Annotated in this window: 14 protein-coding genes; 11 read left to right on the forward strand and 3 right to left on the reverse strand. The window is 76.4% G+C overall.

The window, feature by feature from the left end; genetic code table 11:
* The first annotated feature begins 12 nt into the window (after positions 1–12).
* From FBY24_RS11655 to FBY24_RS19685, 6 genes are all read left to right on the forward strand, one after another.
* Positions 13–1,566 carry a methyltransferase gene (locus FBY24_RS11655; RefSeq protein ID WP_142160766.1) on the forward strand — a complete coding sequence of 518 codons (1,554 nt, stop codon included), beginning with the start codon at positions 13–15 and terminating at the stop codon, positions 1,564–1,566.
* Positions 1,567–2,095: 529 nt separating this feature from the next.
* Complete coding sequence (locus tag FBY24_RS11660; protein ID WP_142160768.1) at positions 2,096–3,340, forward strand: efflux RND transporter periplasmic adaptor subunit; 1,245 nt, start codon at positions 2,096–2,098, stop codon at positions 3,338–3,340.
* The gene (locus FBY24_RS11665) at positions 3,333–4,082 is read left to right on the forward strand and encodes an ABC transporter ATP-binding protein (RefSeq protein ID WP_142160770.1); all 750 of its coding nucleotides are present in this window, start codon (positions 3,333–3,335) and stop codon (positions 4,080–4,082) included. Before FBY24_RS11660 ends, FBY24_RS11665 begins: the two co-directional genes overlap by 8 nt.
* Positions 4,079–5,311, forward strand: a complete 1,233-nt coding sequence (locus tag FBY24_RS11670) for an ABC transporter permease (RefSeq protein ID WP_142160772.1) — start codon at positions 4,079–4,081, stop codon at positions 5,309–5,311. The genes FBY24_RS11665 and FBY24_RS11670 overlap by 4 nt, the downstream gene beginning before the upstream one ends.
* 125 nt (positions 5,312–5,436) lie before the next feature.
* On the forward strand, positions 5,437–6,339 hold the full coding sequence (locus tag FBY24_RS11675; protein WP_142160774.1) for a hypothetical protein: 903 nt from the start codon (positions 5,437–5,439) through the stop codon (positions 6,337–6,339).
* A complete protein-coding gene (locus FBY24_RS19685; RefSeq protein WP_142160776.1) occupies positions 6,332–8,575 on the forward strand; it encodes a biotin/lipoyl-binding protein in 2,244 nt (747 codons plus the stop codon). Before FBY24_RS11675 ends, FBY24_RS19685 begins: the two co-directional genes overlap by 8 nt.
* Positions 8,576–8,633: 58 nt before the next feature.
* Here the strand turns inward: FBY24_RS19685 and FBY24_RS19015 are convergent, their stop codons facing one another.
* Entirely contained in the window at positions 8,634–10,703 is a 2,070-nt protein-coding gene (locus FBY24_RS19015; RefSeq protein WP_160158500.1) for a hypothetical protein, read from the reverse strand.
* 236 nt (positions 10,704–10,939) lie between these two features.
* On the opposite strand from FBY24_RS19015, the gene proC reads away from it, so the two are divergent.
* The 5 genes from proC (at position 10,940) to araA (ending at position 17,061) form a co-directional block, all read left to right on the forward strand.
* On the forward strand, positions 10,940–11,791 hold the full coding sequence (gene proC / locus FBY24_RS11690) for a pyrroline-5-carboxylate reductase (RefSeq protein ID WP_142160778.1): 852 nt from the start codon (positions 10,940–10,942) through the stop codon (positions 11,789–11,791).
* Positions 11,788–12,894 carry a LacI family DNA-binding transcriptional regulator gene (locus FBY24_RS11695; protein ID WP_255432367.1) on the forward strand — a complete coding sequence of 369 codons (1,107 nt, stop codon included), beginning with the start codon at positions 11,788–11,790 and terminating at the stop codon, positions 12,892–12,894. The genes proC and FBY24_RS11695 overlap by 4 nt, the downstream gene beginning before the upstream one ends.
* A 232-nt stretch (positions 12,895–13,126) precedes the next feature.
* Positions 13,127–14,737, forward strand: coding sequence for a xylulokinase (locus FBY24_RS11700; RefSeq protein WP_255432368.1), 1,611 nt, complete (start codon positions 13,127–13,129; stop codon positions 14,735–14,737).
* Between the two features lie 78 nt (positions 14,738–14,815).
* Complete coding sequence (locus tag FBY24_RS11705) at positions 14,816–15,532, forward strand: L-ribulose-5-phosphate 4-epimerase (RefSeq protein ID WP_142160783.1); 717 nt, start codon at positions 14,816–14,818, stop codon at positions 15,530–15,532.
* Positions 15,533–15,552: 20 nt separating this feature from the next.
* On the forward strand, positions 15,553–17,061 hold the full coding sequence (gene araA / locus FBY24_RS11710) for an L-arabinose isomerase (protein WP_142160785.1): 1,509 nt from the start codon (positions 15,553–15,555) through the stop codon (positions 17,059–17,061).
* A gap of 298 nt (positions 17,062–17,359) precedes the next feature.
* Here araA and FBY24_RS11715 read toward each other — a convergent pair whose 3' ends face one another.
* Both FBY24_RS11715 and FBY24_RS11720 read right to left on the reverse strand, forming a co-directional pair.
* Complete coding sequence (locus FBY24_RS11715) at positions 17,360–18,223, reverse strand: PPK2 family polyphosphate kinase (protein ID WP_142160787.1); 864 nt, start codon at positions 18,221–18,223, stop codon at positions 17,360–17,362.
* A 15-nt stretch (positions 18,224–18,238) separates the two neighbouring features.
* Positions 18,239–18,865, reverse strand: a complete 627-nt coding sequence (locus FBY24_RS11720) for a TrkA family potassium uptake protein (RefSeq protein WP_142163476.1) — start codon at positions 18,863–18,865, stop codon at positions 18,239–18,241.
* Between the last annotated feature and the right edge of the window lie 156 nt (positions 18,866–19,021).

The raw sequence follows: 19,021 nt of genomic DNA on the forward strand, positions 1-19,021 counted from the left end.
CACGATGGGGCCATGAGCACCGCGAGCCCGGACGTCCCCGTCGTCGACCCCGCCCTCGTCGCGGACCTGCGCGCCGACCTCGATGCCGCCGCGTACACGGTCGAGCGCGTCGAGGAGCTGCTCGGCCCCGTCGCGTCGGCCGCCCTGCACCGCGGCGAGGCCCTGCCCGCCGAGCGCGCGACCCGCACGGGCGACGACCCCGTCGCGGTGCTCGTGCGGTGCTTCGTGCTGGGCGAGCCCGTCGCCGCGTCGGCGCTCGGACGTGCGCTGCCGCGCACCGGGGTCGACGGCGCGACCCGGCTGGGCCTCGTCGAGGCCGCCGGCTCCGGCGGGGACGACCCCGTGCGCGCCCGCGTCGACCTGCGCCCGTACGCGGCCGTCGACGGCACCGGCGAGGCGACGTGGTGGGTCGCGTCGGACCTCGGCGAGCTCGCCACGGGGCGTGCGCTGCGGACCGACCACGTGCTCGGGGTCGGCGGGGCGTCGGTGACGCTCGCGCAGGCCACCGTGCGCGACCCGCGCGCCCGCGTGCTCGACCTGGGCACCGGCTGCGGCGTCCAGGCCCTGCACGCGTCCCGGCACGCCGCGCACGTCGTCGCCACCGACCTGTCGGCCCGGGCCCTGGCGTTCGCCCGGCTCACCACGGCGCTGGCCGGCCTCGGCGAGGACCGGGTCGAGATGCGGCAGGGGTCCCTGCTCGAGCCCGTCGCCGGGGACCGGTTCGACCTCGTCGTGTCGAACCCCCCGTTCGTCATCACCCCGCGCGTGCCCGGGGTGCCGGCGTACGAGTACCGGGACGGCCGCCGCGCCGGGGACGACCTCGTGCGCGACCTCGTCACGGGTGTCGGGGACGTCCTCGCCCTTGGCGGCGTGGCGCAGATGCTGGCCAACTGGGAGGTGCGGCGCGGGGAGCAGTGGGACGAGCGGGTCGGGTCGTGGGTCGCCGCGTCCGGCCTGGACGCGTGGGTCGTGCAGCGCGACGAGCAGGACCCGGCCGAGTACGCCGAGACGTGGATCCGCGACGGCGGCACCACACCCGCCGACCGTGACGCGTGGCGCACGCTCTACGGGGCGTGGCTCGACGACCTCGCCTCGCGCGACGTCGAGCGCATCGGGTTCGGCATCGTGACGCTGCGACGGCCCGCCGACGGCGTCGCGACCCTGCGTCGCCTGGAGGAGCGCACCGGACCCGTGCAGCAGCCGCTGGGCCCGACGTTCGCCGCCGGCCTCGCCGCCCACGACGTGCTGCGCACCCTGAGCGACGCGGACCTGGCCGCCCTGCGCATGACCGTGGCGGCCGACGTCACCGAGGAGCGGTACCTCGAGCCCGGTGCCGTCGACCCGAACGTGGTGCTGCTGCGCCAGGGCGGCGGGTTCGGCCGCACCGTGCGGGCGGGGACCGCGCTGGCGGCGTTCGTCGGCGCGTGCGACGGCGAGCTCACCGCCGGCCAGGTCGTCGGGGCGCTGGCCGCGCTGCTCGACGTCCCGGTGGCCGACGTAGCCGCCGACGTCCTCCCCTCGGCCCGGGGCCTCCTCGCCGACGGCCTCCTCCACCTCCCCACCTGACCCACCCCCACCCCGGTGCCCGCCCGGTCCTGACCCCCGCTCCCGCCGACCCCGTCATCGCTGTCACCGGGACGTCCGCCCACGCCACGGATGACGGGGTCGGCGGGCTGATGCCGCCCGCCGACCAGAGGCCCCCACCGTCCCCGGCGCCCCGCCGGCTTGTTCCAGTCCCGCCGACCCCGTGATCGGTGGCGCGACAGGGACCCCATGCGGGACGGATGACGGCGTCGGCGGGCCGGGGTGGATCGGCGTCCAGTGCCTCCCGGACGGCAGCGCCGGCTCCCCGAGCCCGTGATCTGTGGCGTCGTCGTGGGCGGAGGCTGCATCGATGACGGGGTCGGCGGGGGTGGGGACGGGGTCGGCGGCCGGGGTGGCGGTGGCGGGCGGCTGGGTGGGGGTGGGGACGGGGGTCACAGGGTGGGCACAGGTGGGGCCTACGGGGGGCCGAGGGTGGCTGCCTAGCGTCCCCGTCGGCCGGGGATCCCCGGCGTGGACGGCGGACCCCGGCGGCGGGGCGGTGAGGGAGAACATGCTCGGCGTCTGGAGGAGGAGCCGCCCGCGCACGCGCGTCGTCGCGGGGCTCGTGGTGCTGGCGGTGGCCGGCACGCTGACCTGGTGGCTGTGGTGGCGCGGCGGCACCGCCGCGGACGCGCAGGAGCAGGCACCGGCCACGCGCACCGTCGCGGCGAGCCTGGAGACCCTCGAGAAGACCGTCACCACGACCGGCACGCTCACCCCGCTCGTGCAGGAGACGGCGGCGTTCGAGGTCAGCGGCACGGTCACGGCCGTGGCGGTCGCCGCCGGCGACACCGTCACCGCCGGTCAGACGCTCGCCACGGTCGACACGCTCCAGCTGGAGGCCGACCTGCTGCAGGCCCGGGCCACGCTGGCCACGGCGCAGGCGCAGCTGGACTCCGCGCAGACGGACGACGACGGCACCGACGCGGCCCAGGCGCAGGTCGACGCCGCCGCGGCGCAGGTCGAGGTCGCGCAGGCCGCGGCGGACGACGCGCAGGCGGCGATGGACGGCGCGACGCTGGTCGCCCCCGTCGACGGGCTCGTCACGGCGGTCGGGTACGAGGTCGGCGACACCGTCGGCGGCTCCTCGTCGGGTGCGTCCTCGGGCGCCGCGGGGTCGGCCGCCGGCACGTCCACGACGACCACGACGACGTCCGCCGGCATCACCCTGGTGGGCACCGACGCCTGGCGCGTCGACGCGACGGTCGCCGAGGCGGACGTGGCGCAGGTCGCCGTCGGCGACCAGGTCGAGATGACGTCCGACGACCTCGCGCAGACCGTGTTCGGCACGGTCGCCGAGATCGGCCTCGTCTCGTCCAGCACGTCCGGCACCGCCGCCTACCCGGTGACGGTGCAGGTCACGGGCAGCTACGACGACCTGCACGACGGGATCGCCGTCGACGTGGAGATCGTGTACGAGCGCCGCACCGAGGTCCTCACGGTCCCGGCCGCCGCGGTCACGACGGCCGACGACGGCACCACGAGCGTCACGCAGACGGACCCGGACGGCGCCGGGACGACCGTCCCCGTCGAGGTCGGCGAGACGTCGGGCGACCTCGTCGAGATCGTCTCCGGGCTGGCCGAGGGCGACGAGGTCGTCATGACGGTGTTCTCGGGACGGTCGACGCAGTCCGGCTCGACGGACGAGCAGCAGCTGCCCGGCGGCGGGCAGCTCCCCGAGGGGTTCGAGCCGCCCACCGACGGCAGCTTCCCCGGCGGCGGCTTCCCCGGTGGCACGGGAGGCGGCAATGGCTGACGTCCTGACCACGCCCCGGCGCCCACGGGCCCGGTCCGGGGCCGCTGCCCCGGTGATCGAGCTCGAGGGGGCCGGCAAGACGTACCGCACCGGCTCGATCGAGTTCGAGGCGTTGCGCGGCATCGACCTGCGGATCGTCGAGGGCGAGTACGTCGCCGTCGTCGGCCCGTCCGGGTCGGGCAAGTCGACGCTCATGAACGTGCTCGGCTGCCTCGACACCCTCACGCGCGGCACCTACCGGCTCGCGGGGGAGGACGTGTCCGAGCTCGACGAGGTCGAGCTCGCGCAGATCCGCAACCGGCACATCGGCTTCGTCTTCCAGCAGTTCCACCTGCTGCCGTCGCTGCCCGCGTGGCGCAACGTCGAGCTGCCGCTCGTGTACGGCGGCGTCGCACCGGCCGAGCGGCGCGAGCGGGCCCACGAGGCGCTGGCCCGCGTCGGGCTCGCGGACCGGGTCGGCAACCGGCCCGGCGAGCTGTCGGGCGGGCAGCAGCAGCGCGTCGCGGTGGCCCGCGCGCTCGTGGGCGACCCGGCGCTGCTGCTCGCGGACGAGCCGACGGGCAACCTCGACTCCGTCTCGACCGCCGACGTCCTGGGGCTGCTCGACGAGCTGCACGGTGCCGGCCGCACGGTCGTGCTGATCACGCACGAGCACGACGTCGCTCAGCGCGCCGAGCGGGTCGTGCGCGTCACCGACGGCCGCGTCCAGCACGACGGGCCGAGCGGGCGGGCGGCCTCGTGAGCTGGCTGGAGACGTTCCGCACGGGCCTGGCCGCGGTGCGGTCGCACGCGATGCGCTCGACGCTGACGGTGCTGGGCATCCTCATCGGGATCGCCGCGGTGATCCTCACCGTGGGCCTCGGCCTGGGCACGCAGAAGGACGTCAGCGAGCAGATCAGCTCGCTGGGCTCCGACCTGCTCATCGTCACGCCGGGGTCGAGCACCGACTCCTCGGGCATGCGCGGGGGGTTCGGGTCGAGCACGACCCTCACCCGCGCGGACGCCGAGGCCCTCGCCTCACCGGTCAACGCCCCGGACGTGGCCGGCGTCGCCGCCGAGAAGTCGTCGCAGCTGTCCGTCGAGGCCGGCGAGACCAACTGGACGACGGCCGTCACGGGCACCACGGCGTCCTGGCTGGAGGTGCGCGGCCGGGAGGTCGCGCAGGGCCGGTTCCTCACCGAGGACGACGACCTGTCGTCCGCCGCGGTCGTGGTGCTGGGGTCCGAGACGGCCGAGCAGCTCTTCGGCACCACGTCGGTGGTCGGGCAGACCGTCACGGTCGGGACCACGGACCTGCAGGTCGTCGGGGTCCTGACCGCGGCCGGTGCGAGCGGGTCGAGCAACCTCGACGACGTCGCACTGGTGCCGCTGTCGACGGCCGCGCAGACGCTGGTCGGCGGGACCAGCCGCAACGCCGTCTCGACGATCTACGTGCAGGCGGCGTCGGGCGAGCAGCTCTCGGCCGCGTCGCAGGAGGTGCAGAACCTCCTGCTGGCGCTGCACGGCGCGACCGACGCCGACAGCGCGGACTTCACCGTCGAGTCCCAGGACTCCCTCGTCTCGACCGCCACGGCCGTGTACCGCACGCTCACGGTCCTGCTCACGGGCATCGCCGGGCTGTCCCTGCTCGTCGGCGGGATCGGCGTCATGAACATCATGCTCGTGTCCGTCACGGAGCGGACCCGGGAGATCGGGCTGCGCAAGGCGCTGGGCGCCCCGCCGTGGGCGATCCGCCGGCAGTTCCTCGTCGAGGCGTCGGTGCTGGGTCTGACCGGCGGCGTGCTGGGTGCCGCGCTGGGCATCGCGGCCGCGCTGGGCCTGCCGTCGCTGCTCGGCACGTCGATCGTCGTGTCCGGGCTCGCCGTCGGCGGCTCCGTCGTCGTCGCCGTCGTCATCGGGCTGGTGTTCGGCGTGTACCCCGCCACCCGCGCGGCTCGCCTCGCCCCCATCGACGCCCTGCGCGCCGAGTGAGCGTCGACCGGGCGCCGGGTCCGCGCCGGTCGGGTGCCACCCGCCCTCGGGCCCCCGCGCGGCCCGGCCCCACGACCACCCCTCGTCCCCGCCCGCCCCGGGCCACGTCCTCCAGGAGACCGCTGATGCACACCGTCCGCCCGACCTCGACCCGCCGCCTGCGCACGATCGCCGCGGGCGCCCCCGTGGCCGCCCTCGCGCTGCTCCTCGCCGCCTGCGGCTCCGACGCCTCCGCGACCACCGACCCGACCGCGTCCGCGACCGTCGCCGCCCCCGGCGGGCTGCCCGAGGGCGCGTTCGGCGGGGGCGGCACGTCCGGCGAGGTCGTGGTCGTCGACGGCTCGACCGCGCAGGTGCAGGGCGCCGACACCCAGACCGCCGTGACCTGGGACGACGCGACGACGTTCACGCAGACCGTCGCCGCCGCGCTCGCCGACGTCACCACCGACGTGTGCGTGACGGTGGTGACCGGCGAGGACGGGGCCGCAGCCACGAGCGTCGCGATCAGCGAACCCGTCGACGACGCCTGCACCGCGGGCTTCGGCGGCGGGGGCATGGGCGGCGGCACACCGGGGGAGATGCCGACGGGCATGCCCGAGGGGGAGGCGCCCGACGGCGCCCCGACCGCGCTGCCGGACGGCGAGATGCCCGAGGGGGCGCCCACGGACATGCCCGAGGGCGGCTTCGGCGGCGGCGGCGGGTTCGGGGGCGGGACCACGGGCCTCGTCACCGCGGTCGACGGGTCGACGCTGACCGTGGCGGTGACGTCCCAGGACGGCTCGTCCTCGACCGCGCAGATCACCGTCGACGACACCACGACGTACACGCGCACGGCCGAGGCCGACGCGACGGCGGTCGTCGTCGGGCAGTGCGCGACCGTGCAGGGGGAGGCCGACGACAGCGGCACCGTCGCGGCGACGTCCGTCGCGGTCACCAGCCCCACCGACGAGGGCTGCACCACCGGGTTCATGGGCCGGGGCGGCGCAGGCGGGCGGCCCGGCGCCGCGGAGGAGGGCTCCGATGCGTGACGGGCGCCGCCGCAGCCGGCGGCGCCGGACGGCCCTCGCGGTCGTCGGCGGCGCCGCGGCCCTCAGCCTCGTCGGCGGCGGCATCGCCGTGGCCGTCGGGGGTGGCGGCTCTGACCGGTACCGCACCGCGACCGCCGCGACGGGGACCGTGGCGCAGAGCGTCAGCGCCGTGGGCACCGTGAGCTCGCGGACCCGGCGGGACGCCGCGTTCGCGGCCGACGGGACCGTGTCCGCGGTCGAGGTCGCCGTGGGCGACACCGTCGCGGCGGGCGAGGTGCTGGCCTCCCTCGACCCGACGGCGCTGCAGGACGCGCTCGACCAGGCCGAGGCCGACCTCGCGGACGCCGAGCAGCAGCTCGAGGACGACCTGGCGTCCCAGACGGCGTCGACCACGTCGAGCACCTCGTCGTCGAGCAGCACCTCGGGCACGTCGACGACGGGCGGGACGGGCGGCACGGCGGCGGGCACCGGCTCGGACGCCACCGCCTCGGGCAGCACCGCGTCCGGGACCACGGTCGGAGGGACGTCGTCGGAGGGCGCCGCCTCAGAGGGGACGGCGTCGGAAGGGACGGCGTCGGAAGGGACCGCGTCGGAAGGGACCGCGTCGCCGGGCGCGCCGTCGGGCGGCACGGGGTCCGACGGCTCGGCCGCCGCGGACGCGGCGTGGGCCGCGGTCGCGGACGCGCAGTCCGCCGTGGCCACCGCGCAGACCGACCTGCTCACCGCCTACGACGCCCTGACCGCCTCCGTCGCCGGCCTCGCCGACGCGTGGTCGGGCGCGACGTGCGCGGCCTTCCTCGCGATCGACCCGACCACGGTCGTCGGCACCGACGACGGGGATGCCGGCGGGGACGGTGGCGACGACCCGTCGGCCGGCGGGGTCGACGACGGCGCGGACGCGTCGGCGGGCGCGACCGACGCGGGCACCACCGACGACGGCGCGACCGACGGCTCCACGGCCGACCCGGTGGCCGGCGACGGACCCGGTGCGACCGCCGAGACCGCCGCCACCACCGCGGTCGCCACGACGAGCGCGGTCACCGCGACCACCCGGACCGACGGGGCGGCGACGACCGTGCCCCTGGCCGACGCGCAGGCCGCGCTCGCGGCCTGCCAGGCCGCGCTGACCGGGGCGCAGGGTTCGCTGGCCGATCCCCTGACGGCCCTGCAGACGACCGGGGACGCCCTCGACGCCGCGCTGGCGACGCTCGACGAGGCCCTCGGCGCGGCCCGTGCGGCGTCCGCGTCGGACGGCTCCACCGCCTCCGGCGGCTCGTCGGGCGGCGGCTCGTCGGGTGGCACGGGCACGGCGGGGTCGTCCACCGGCTCCGGCAGCACGTCGACGACGGCCCCGTCCTCGACCGGCACGTCCTCGGCCGGCACGTCGTCCTCGGGGACCTCGTCGACCGGTTCATCCGCTGCGGGCACCGGCACCGGCACCGCCACCGGCTCCGGCACCGCGGGCGCGACCGACGAGGTCGCCTCGGCGGCCGTGGTCCTCGCCGACCGCGCCGAGGTCGCGCTGCGCGCCCAGGCCGTCACGGTGGCCGAGCACGAGCGGACCCTGGTCGACCTGACCAGCCCGGTCGCCGGCACGGTCGCCGCGGTCTCCGTCGCCGTGGGCGACACGGTCACGGCGGGGTCGACGTCGCAGGTCGTCACCGTGCTCGGCGACGACGGGCACGTGGTGACCACGACCGTCCCGCTCACGTCGGTCGACGCCGTCGAGGTCGGGCAGGTCGCGCAGGTGCGGGTCGGCACGACGGACGCGGACCTGACCGGCGTGGTCAGCAGCGTGGGTGTGCTCGACGTCTCGGAGTCCTCGACGCCCGCGTACACGGTCCTCGTCGCGCTGGACCCGACCGACGAGGTCGTCCTCGACGACGCGTCCGCGCAGGTCGACGTCGAGGTCGCGGCCGCGCAGGACGTGCTCACGGTGCCCACGTCGGCCCTGCGCACGGCCGCGGGCGTCACCACCGTGCAGGTGCTGGGCGCCGCCGACGCCGTCAGCGACGTCGAGGTGCGCACCGGTGCGGTGGGCTCCGAGCTGACGGAGGTGGTCGAGGGCCTGGTCGCGGGCGACGTCGTCGTCCTGGCCGACCTGCAGGCCGCGCTCGACCTCGGCGACGACACCGAGGGCACCACGGGGCTGTCGGGTCTGTCCGCCACGACGGACGAGCGGGAGGTCGGTGGCGGCGTGCCCGCGGGGCCGCCGGTGGGGACCGGGCGGGGCTGACGGCGGACGGGGCGGGAGCCGAGCCGCGCCGGCCCCGCCCCCGCCCCGTCGACCCGGGTCAGTCGGTGTGCAGGGTCCACGTGCACCCGTGGGTCTTCAGCCCCCGGTAGCGCGTGGACGCGACCTCGATCATCAACGGCCCCGTGACCTCCAGGTACCCGAGCACCGAGGCGTCGGTGCCGGAGAAGTCGGAGACGACCATCACCTCGCACGTCGCGCCCGCGGCCGGACCGGACGTCGTGTAGTAGCCGCGACGTAGCTCGCCGGGCGCCGTCCCGAGGACGTGCATCCCGTACGCCGCCGTCGTCGTCCGAGCGGCGCCGACCGTGGTGTAGCGCGTCCAGCTGCCGCAGCCCTGCGTGAAGAAGTACTTGTCGGTCGAACGGATGGTCACGACGTGCTGGCCGCGCCCGCCGTCCCAGCCGAGGACGCCGGACTCGGCCCTCCCCGCGTCCTTGCGTCGCTCCCAGTAGCACGCCGTCGCCGAGGGCGACGACACGTACGTCCCCGCTGCGATCGTGGTCCCGACCTTGACCATGCCGTTCTTCGTCAGCGTCGGTGCGGGCACGGTGATCTTCGCGGTCGGGGCGCTCGTGCGTGCGGTGGTCACGTAGGTGCTGCGCCGTGCGGTCACGGTGACCGTGATGGTCCGGCCGTGGTCGGCGGTCGTCAGCGTGTACGAGGTCGACGTCGCCCCGGGGATCGCCGTGCCGTTGCGGTTCCACTGGTAGGCCAGCGTCGGTGCGGGCGTCCACGTCCCGGCCGTGACCTTGAGCGTCGAGCCGATGCGCGTGCTGCCGGTGATCCGGGGCGTCGGCGCCGAGCTGAACGTGGCCGTCACCGCGGTGGTGGCGCTCGTCACGGACCTCGTCGTGTACCCGGGGGCGGTGCCGGTGACCGTCACCGACAGCTTCTTGCCCCGCAGCGACGCCGGGATCGTGTACGCCGAGGACGTCGCGCCCTTGATCGCCGCGCCGTCCGCGCGCCACTGGTAGGTGTAGGTGGCGGGCGACCAGGTGCCGCGAGCGGCCGTGACCTTGCTGCCGACGCGGACGGTCCCGGAGATCGTCGGCGTGGTCGCCGTGAGCACGCCGGTGCCCACGGTCGCCGCGGCGCTGGACTTCGCGGCCGCGGTGTAGCCGGCCTGGCTCCCGGTGACGACGACGCTGAGGGCCTTGCCCCGGTGGGCGGCGGCGGGCGTGAACGTCGGGGACGTCGCACCCGTGACCGCCTTGCCGTCGACCCGCCACTGGTACGCCAGCGTCGTGCCGGCCGTCCACGTGCCCGGCTTCGCGGTGACCTTCGCGCCGACGCGCACGGTGCCCGAGAGCACCGGGACGGCCGTCGTGAGCGACCCGACGGTCACGGGCGGCGTGGCGGCGCTCGTCCCGGAGACGGGCGCGTGGCCCTCGACCGTGGCCGTCACGCGGACGGCGAGCCCTGCCCCCAGGTCGGCGGCACCGACGCGGTAGGTGCTCTGCGTGCCGACCACCGTCCCGCCGCGCAGCCACTCGTGGGTGAGCGTCGCGTCCAGCGGCCAGCCCGCGGTGACCGCGGTCAGCGTCGATCCCACCCGCGGCGTCCCGGTGACGGACGCCGTCCCGGCGCACAGGGCCACCGGGCCGGCGGCGTCGACCCGGACCGTCGCGGGTGCCGTGCCGGGTGCCTCGCCCGTGATCTCGACCGCGAGGTGCGCGCCGCACGCGGCGGGACCGAGCAGCAGCGAGGGCCCGGTCCCGGCGGGCTCGGTCGCGCCGTCGAGGAACCACGCGTACGCGAACGACGTACCCTCCGGCGACCACGCCGGGGCGACGGGGTCGACCGTGACGGTCTCCCCGACGGCGAGCGTCCCTGCGACGTGCAGGCTCGCGGCCGCCGGCGGCACGACGGCTGCGGGGACCTCGTCCTCGACGGGCGCGGCGGGCGGCTCGTCGGCGGGGCGGACGGGCGCGTCGCCCGCAGGATCCTCGGCGACGACGGGGGCCGGGGCGTCGCCCGGGTCGGCGCTCGCGGGGAGCGCTCCCGCGAGCGAGGTCGCGGCCACGGCGAGCACGGTGGCGGCGGACAGGAGCTGCCGGTGCGCGCGGGCGGTCAGCCCGGCGGGTCGGCGCGTGCGTGCAGGGGACATCGACGTCCTTCGGTGTCGTGCCGGCCCCCCTGGGCCGGGCGGGACGACCCTAGAGGTCACAGGCCTGCGCAGGGACCGATTTGCGCGCCCGCCGTGCAACGGACGGGCAACGACCACCCGTCCGGACGCGGCCCGTCGCGCACCGGCTCCCGGCGGCACGCTCGGTAGGCTCGGCGCCGTCCGGCGCACCGGGCACCGGCCCGCCCGGACGGCGTGGCGCGAGCGACGGAGGAACGATGACGACGCAGGGCACGGGCACGACGGAGCCGGGCGCCACGCCGACGGTCGCGGTGCTGGGCGCCGGCGTCATGGGTGGCACGCTCGTGGCTGGCCTGCGCGCCGGCGGGTGGCCCCCGGCCGCGGTCGTGGTCGCCGACCCCGACGCCGCCAAGGCTGCCGCGACGGCCGACGAGCACGGCGCGACGGCAGCTGCCGACAACCGGGCCGCCGTGACCGCCGCGGACGTCGTCCTGCTCGCCGTGAAGCCCGGTGCCGTCCCCGCCGTCCTGGCGGACCTCGCGCCCGCGATGCGCCCCGGCGCCCTCGTGGTGAGCGTCGCGGCCGGCGTGCCGCTCGCCGTGTACGAGTCCGCGCTGCCGGCGGGGACGCCGGTGGTCCGGGTCATGCCCAACACCCCCGCGCTGGTCGGCAAGGGCGCGTCGGCCACCGCCCCGGGCGCAGCGGCGGGGGACGAGCACCTCGCCCTCGTCGAGCGCATGCTCGCCGCCACGGGCGTCGTCGTGCGCGTCGCGGAGAAGGACATGGACGCCGTCACGGCACTGTCCGGGTCGGGCCCGGCGTACGTGTTCTACGTGATCGACGCGCTCGCCGAGGCCGGCGTCCTGCTGGGGCTGCCGCGGGACCTGGCGACGACCCTCGCGGTCGCGACCGTCGAGGGGGCCGGGGCGATGGTCGCGCAGACCGGCGAGCACCCCGCGGTGCTGCGCGAGCGCGTGTCGTCGCCGGGCGGCACCACGGTGGCGGGCGTCGCGGCCCTGGACGCGCACGCGGTGCGGGCCGGGCTCGTCGCGGGGGTGCGGGCCGCGGCCGAGCGCTCGCGCGAGCTGGGCCGGCCGGCGGGGGCGTGACCGCCGTGGCGGCCGACGGCCCGGCGCCGCGCGCGGCGGACGGGCACGCCCCGGCCCGCCCGCCGGCGATGAGCGACGTCGCGGCGCTCGCGGGCGTGTCCCACCAGACCGTCTCGCGCGTCCTCAACGACCACCCGAGCGTGCGCCCGGCGACCCGGGCCCGGGTGGTGGAGGCGATCGCGACGCTCGGGTACCGGCGCAACCTCGCGGCCCGTGCGCTGGTGACCCGCCGCACGGGCACGATCGGCGTGATCACGCCGGCGACGGCGCTGTACGGCCCGACGAGCACCCTGGTGGCGTGCGAGCAGGCGGCGCGGGACGCGGGCGCGTACGTCTCGGTGGCGACGCTGCGCACGTTCTCGCCCGACGACGTCGTGACGGTGGTGGAGCACTTCCTCGTGCAGGGCGTCGACGGGATCGTCGTGGTGGCGCCGCGCACCGAGACCCTGGAGGCGCTGCGCTCGGTGCACGCCCCGGTGCCGGTGGTCGTCGTCTCGTCGGCCCCGCAGCCGGGCGGCCGGGCGGTGGCGGTCGACCAGCACGCGGGCGGGCGGATGGCCACGGAGCACCTGCTGGCGCTGGGGCACGAGACGGTCGTGCACGTGGCGGGCCCGCCGGAGTGGTTCGACGCCGGCGACCGGCTGCGCGGCTGGCGGGCCGCGCTGGAGGCGGCGGACCGACGGGTGCCGCCGCCGATCGCGACGGGCTGGTCGGCGGCGGACGGGTTCGCGGTCGGCGGTCGGCTGGTGGCGCAGGGGCTGCCGTCGGCGGTGTTCGCGGCGAACGACCAGCTCGCGCTGGGTCTGCTGCGGGCGTTCCGGGTCGCGGGGGTGCGGGTGCCGCAGGACGTGGCCGTGGTGGGCTTCGACGACGAGCCGGGCACGGCGTTCTACGACCCGCCGCTGACGACGGTCCGGCAGGGGTTCGCCGAGCTGGGGCGGCGGGCGGTGCGCGCGGTGCTCGACGCGGGGGCTGCGGGGCCCGCCCCGGCTGCCGCGCCGGACCCGTCGGCCGCGACGGACGGGTCGTTCGTCCCTGGGCTGATCGCGCCGGAGCTGGTGGTCCGCGAGAGCACGGTCGCGGGGTCCGGGCCGGGCGGGTGAGACCTGCCGGGGACGTTTCGCCGCGCGGCATGTGAGCGCTAACATGATGGCGTCGCCGGCAGCCCGCCGACGACGCGCCCCCGGGGTGCCGACGCGTCGACGCGTCCGCGCCGCCCCGCCGGGCGCACGAGACCTCGGGACGGAGCGACATGGCTGTCGACCCCCAGCGCCACCCGTCGGTGGCCGCGGACCACGCACCCAGCACGGCACGGCACGCCGCGGGACGGACCCTGTGAGCGCGCCGACGGCCGAGCGGGTCGCCCAGGTCCGCGCCGCGATCGAGCAGGGCCGCACGAGCCTGGGCATCGAGCTCGGCTCCACGCGCATCAAGGCCTGCCTGATCGGCCCCGACCACGCCCCGGTCGCCAGCGGCGGGCACGCGTGGGAGAACCAGCTCGTCGACCGCACGTGGACCTACCCGCTCGACGCGGTGTGGACGGGCCTGCAGGCCGCGGTCGCCGAGCTGCACGCGGACGTCGAGCGGCAGTACGGCGTGCGGCTGACCTCGGTCGGCGCGCTCGGCGTCTCCGCGATGATGCACGGCTACCTGGCCTTCGACGCGAGCGGCGAGCTGCTCGTGCCGTTCCGCACGTGGCGCAACACCTCCACGGGCCCGGCGGCGGCCGCGCTGACCGAGCTCTTCGGCTACAACGTGCCGCTGCGCTGGTCGGTCGCGCACCTGTACCAGGCGGTGCTGGACGCCGAGCCGCACGTGCCGCAGATCGCCTCGCTGACCACCCTCGCGGGCTACGTGCACCGCCGCCTGACGGGCGAGCACGTGCTCGGCGTCGGCGACGCGTCGGGCATGTTCCCGGTCGACCCGGCCACGCGCGACTACGACGCCACGATGGTCAGGGCCTTCGACGCGCTCGTGGCCGACCGCCACCCCGGCCTGCGCGTGACCGACCTGCTGCCCCGGGTGCTGCTCGCGGGCCAGGAGGCCGGCCGCCTCACGCCCGAGGGCGCCGCGCTGCTCGACCCCACGGGCACCCTCGCCGCCGGTGCGCCCGTCTGCCCGCCGGAGGGCGACGCGGGCACGGGCATGGTCGCCACCAACGCCGTCGCGCCCCGCACGGGCAACGTCAGCGTCGGCACGTCGATCTTCGCGATGGTCGTGCTGGAGCGGGCGCTGGCCCGGGTGCACCACGAGATCGACCTGGTCACGACGCCCGCCGGCGACCTCGTGGCGATGGTGCACTGCAACAACGGCGCCAGCGAGCTGGGCGTGTGGGCCGAGGTCTTCGGCCAGTTCGCCACGGCCCTCGGCCACCCGGCCGGGCAGGACGAGGTCTTCGCGGCCCTGCTGGGCTCCGCGCTCGACGGCGAGGCCGACGGCGGCGGGCTGCTGGCCTACAACTACCTCGCGGGCGAGCCCGTGACCGGCCTGGACGAGGGGCGCCCGCTGGTCGTGCGGACCCCGGACAGCCGGCTCACGCTGGCGAACTTCGTCCGCACGCAGGTGTACGGCGCGTTCGGCACGCTGAGCCTGGGCATGCAGGTGCTCGCGGACGAGGGCGTCGAGCTCGACGCGCTGTTCGCGCACGGCGGGCTGTTCCGCACGGCGGGCGTCGCGCAGCGGCTGCTGGCCGCGGCGGTCGGCGCCCCGGTGGCGGTCGGCACGACCGCGGGCGAGGGTGGCGCGTGGGGCATCGCGGTCCTGGCCGCGTACCTCGGGCACGCCGACGGTCAGGACCTCGGCACGTACCTCGGCACGCAGGTGTTCGCCGGGGCGGACGTCGTCGTGGCCGAGCCCGACCCCGCCGACGTGGCCGGCTACGCGACCTTCCTCGAGCGCTACCGCGCCGGCCTCGCGGTCGAGCGCGCGGCGACCGAGGCGCTCTGAGCGCGTGACGGCCCCGCACGTGACGACGGACCAGCGCGCCCCCGGCCGGGCGCTCACGACGACCCCGCAGGAGATCCGATGACGACGACCCTCGACGCGTACCCGCAGGCCGTGCGCGACGCCGTGGCCCAGGCGCGCACGTCCGTGTCCGCGCTGCACGCCGAGCTGCCCCGCTGGGGCCTGGTGGTGTGGACCGCCGGCAACGTCTCCCAGCGCGTGGTCGTGGACCCCGCGGCGGGCCCCGGCCCGGACGACCTGCTCGTCATCAAGCCCTCGGGCGTGACGTACGACGAGCTGACGCCCGAGGCGATGGTCGTGTGCGACCTCGACGCGAACCTCGTCGACGGCACCCGCGCCCCGTCGTCGGACACCGCGGCGCACGCCTACGTCTACACGAACATGCCGGAGGTCGGCGGCGTGGTGCACACGCACTCGACGTACGCGACCGCCTGGGCGGCGCGCGCCGAGCCGGTGCCGTGCGTGCTGACGATGATGGCCGACGAGTTCGGCGGCCCCATCCCGATCGGTCCGTTCGCGCTCATCGGCGACGACTCCATCGGCCGGGGGATCGTCGAGACCCTGCGCGACTCGCGCAGCCCGGCCGTGCTGATGCGCAACCACGGCCCGTTCACGATCGGCAAGGACGCCAAGGCCGCCGTGAAGGCCGCGGTCATGGTCGAGGAGGTCGCCCGGACCGTCCACATCAGCCGCCAGCTCGGCGAGCCGCTGCCCATCGAGCAGCAGCACGTCGACTCCCTGTACGCCCGTTACCAGAACGTCTACGGCCAGCACTGACGCGGCCGGTGAGGAGAGACATGAGCAAGGCATACGAGGGTCGCGAGATCTGGTTCTTCACCGGCTCGCAGGACCTGTACGGCGAGGAGACGCTCGCGCAGGTCGCGGCGCAGTCGCAGGAGGTCGCGGCCGCGCTCGAGGCGTCGTCCGACGTCCCGGCGACCGTGGTGTGGAAGCCCGTCCTCAAGGACTCCGAGGCGATCCGCCGGGCGATGCTCGACGCGAACAGCGACGACAAGGTGCTCGGCGTCGTCACGTGGATGCACACGTTCAGCCCCGCGAAGATGTGGATCACGGGCCTGGACCTGCTGCGCAAGCCGCTGCTGCACCTGCACACGCAGGCGAACGTCGAGCTGCCGTGGGACACCATCGACTTCGACTTCATGAACCTCAACCAGGCCGCGCACGGCGACCGCGAGTACGCGTACATCGCCACCCGCCTGGGCCTGCCGCGCACCACGGTGTCCGGCCACGTGTCGAACCCGGCCGTGACGTCGCGCATCGGCACCTGGGTGCGGGCGGCCGCGGGCTGGCAGGCCGTGCAGGACCTGCGCCTGGTCCGCTTCGGCGACAACATGCGCAACGTCGCGGTCACCGAGGGCGACAAGACCGAGGCGGAGATCCGCCTGGGCGTCTCGGTGAACACGTGGGGCGTCAACGACCTGGTCGCGGCCGTGGAGGCCGTCGACGAGGCCGCGGTCGACGCGCTGGTGGCCCAGTACGAGGAGCTCTACGACGTCGTCCCCGAGCTGCGGGCCGGCGGCGGGCGCCACGAGTCGCTGCGGTACGCGGCGCGCCAGGAGATCGCGATCGAGGGCTTCCTCGTCGAGCGCGGCGCGATGGCGTTCACGACCAACTTCGAGGACCTCGGCGAGCTGCGCCAGCTGCCCGGCCTGGCCGTGCAGCGGCTGATGGCCAAGGGCTACGGCTTCGGCGCCGAGGGCGACTGGAAGACGGCCGTGCTGGTGCGGGCCGCGAAGGTCATGGGCCAGGGCCTGCCGGGCGGGGCCTCGCTCATGGAGGACTACACCTACGACCTGACGCCGGGCGCGGAGAAGATCCTGGGCGCGCACATGCTCGAGATCTGCCCGACGCTGACCACGTCGAAGCCGCGCGTGGAGGTGCACCCGCTGGGCATCGGCGGCAAGGAGGACCCGGTCCGCATGGTGTTCGACACCGACGCGGGCCCGGGCGTCGTGGTCTCGCTCGCGGACATGCGCGAGCGGTTCCGTCTCACGGCCAACGTGGTCGACGTGGTCCCGCCGACGGCCGACCTGCCGCACCTGCCGGTGGCGCGCGCGGTCTGGGAGCCCCGGCCGGACTTCACGACGTCGTCCGAGTCGTGGCTGGCGGCCGGCGGTGCGCACCACACGGTGCTGACCACGGCCGTGGGTGTCGAGGCGTGGGAGATCTTCGCCGACCTCGCCCGCACGGAGCTGCTCGTCATCGACGAGCACACCACGCGTCGCGGCTTCCGCGACCAGCTGCGCTGGAACCAGGTCTACTTCCGCGTGGCGCAGGGCCTCTGAGCCCACCTGCCGGGTGAGAGGCCCGGCTCCAGGACCGACGCCCGTCCTCGTCCCGCCGCCGGGGGAGGACGGGCGTCGCCGTGCCCGGTCCACGGCAGGCGTCCCGCTCCGGGCGAAATGTCAGGACGGGCGCCACCTCTGTGACGACGGGGTTTGACGTCCCCTGCCGTGGTGACTACGCTCACATGCTGCTGGGGGGTGGACGTGGGAGCGCTGGCAGCGCTCCCACGTCCACGTCCGTCTGCGCGGCCGCGGCGGCCGCGCGCCCCTGCTCCGCGCCCCGTCCGCCGTCGGCGGGTCAGCGCGACGCGTCGAGCCGGGCGAGCTCCGCGGCGACGTCGTACCTCGGCTCCGGCCAGCCCAGGCCCAGCCGGTCCAGCGCCCCGTGCAGCAGCGCCGTCACGGCCAGCCGGGCGTACCACTTCCGGTCGGCCGGCACCACGTACCACGGCGCCGCGTCCGTCGACGTGCGCGCCAGGGTCGCCTCGTACGCCTCCTCGTAGGCGCCGCGCCGCAGCCGGGCGTCCACGTCCGACGGGTCGTACTTCCAGTGCTTCTCGGGCTGCGTCAGCCGTGTGCGCAGCCGGGCGTGCTGCTCGTCGGCCGAGACCCACAGCAGCACCTTGACGACCGTGGTGCCCGCGGCGACGACCTCCTCCTCGAACCGCACGATCTCGTCGTACCGGCGCTCCAGCACGTCGGGCGCCACGAGCCCCTCGACGCGTGGCACGAGCACGTCCTCGTGGTGCGACCGGTCGAACACGCCGATCCGGCCCGCCGGCGGCAGGGCCGCCCGCACGCGCTGCAGGAAGTGCTGCTCGCGCTCCGCGGGCGTCGGCACCCCGAAGGCACGTAGCGCGACCCCCTGCGGGTCGACCATGCCGAGGACCTCGCGCACCACGCCGCCCTTGCCGGCCGTGTCCGGCCCCTGCAGCACCAGCAGCACCGAGCGGGTGCCGCCCGTGCGTCCGTGCGCGTAGAGCCGCTCCTGCAGGTCCGCGAGCCGCACCCCCGTCGCGGCCATGGCGGCGCGCCCGTCGGCCTTGGACCCGGTGAATCCGGGCGTGGCCCGCGCGTCGAGGTCCGCGAGCCGCAGCCCCGGCCCGGCCCGCAGGGCGTCCTCGACGGGCGTTCCCCACAGCTGCCTGACGGCGTCCGTCACGATGCCCTCCCGGGGTCAGGGGCGTGCCGCGAACCGCTCCAGCAGCTCGGCGTGCCCGCCCACGATGATGATGTCGTTCGCCGAGATCCGCGTCTCGGGCGTCGCGTACTGGAACTCCACGCCCGGGCTCTTCACGCCGATGACGGTCACGCCGTACCGCTCGCGCAGCTTGGACTGCGCCAGCGTGAAGCCCTGCGCCTCCTTCGGCGGGCTCATCTTCACCACGGTGAAGCCGTCCTCGACCTCGATGTAGTCGAGCATCTTGCCCGACACGAGGTGCGCGACCCGGGCCCCGGCGTCGGCCTCGGGCAGCACGACGTGGTGCGCGCCGATGCGCTGCAGGATCCGGGCGTGCTCGGCGCTGATGGCCTTGGCCCAGATCTGCGGCACGCCGATGTCGACGAGGTTCGCCGTGATGAGCACGGACGCCTCGAGGTACGAGCCGACGCCCACCACGGCGACGGGGAAGTCCCGGGCGCCGAGCTGCTCGAGCGCCTCGGGGTTGACGGCGTCGGCCTCGACGAGCGGGATGCGTCCGGCCCACTGGGCGACCAGCTCGGGGCTGCGCTCGACGCCGAGCACGTCCTGGCCGAGCCGGTCCAGGGTCGCCGCGATGGACGAGCCGAACCGGCCCAGCCCGATGACGAGGACGCCGGCGTCCTTGGGGGCGTCCTTCGACGCCCCGCGCGCGGCGGCGCCGCGGGGGGACCCGGCGGCGCCCCGGAGCGACCCCGCGGCGGCGCGCGGGGCGGCGGTGGGCAGGGACGGTGTGCGCGGGCCGGGGCCGGTGCGCGGGTG

It is taken from the genome of Cellulomonas sp. SLBN-39 (assembly GCF_006715865.1).
Lineage (GTDB): Bacteria > Actinomycetota > Actinomycetes > Actinomycetales > Cellulomonadaceae > Cellulomonas.

Coding starts and splice junctions, on each gene's coding strand:
- FBY24_RS11675 (WP_142160774.1), top strand. CDS start 5,437: ATGCACACCGTCCGCCCGACCTCGACCCGCCGCCTGCGCACGATCGCC.
- FBY24_RS11655 (WP_142160766.1), top strand. CDS start 13: ATGAGCACCGCGAGCCCGGACGTCCCCGTCGTCGACCCCGCCCTCGTC.
- proC (WP_142160778.1), top strand. CDS start 10,940: ATGACGACGCAGGGCACGGGCACGACGGAGCCGGGCGCCACGCCGACG.
- FBY24_RS19685 (WP_142160776.1), top strand. CDS start 6,332: ATGCGTGACGGGCGCCGCCGCAGCCGGCGGCGCCGGACGGCCCTCGCG.
- FBY24_RS11660 (WP_142160768.1), top strand. CDS start 2,096: ATGCTCGGCGTCTGGAGGAGGAGCCGCCCGCGCACGCGCGTCGTCGCG.
- FBY24_RS11705 (WP_142160783.1), top strand. CDS start 14,816: ATGACGACGACCCTCGACGCGTACCCGCAGGCCGTGCGCGACGCCGTG.
- araA (WP_142160785.1), top strand. CDS start 15,553: ATGAGCAAGGCATACGAGGGTCGCGAGATCTGGTTCTTCACCGGCTCG.
- FBY24_RS11665 (WP_142160770.1), top strand. CDS start 3,333: ATGGCTGACGTCCTGACCACGCCCCGGCGCCCACGGGCCCGGTCCGGG.
- FBY24_RS19015 (WP_160158500.1), bottom strand. CDS start 10,703: ATGTCCCCTGCACGCACGCGCCGACCCGCCGGGCTGACCGCCCGCGCG.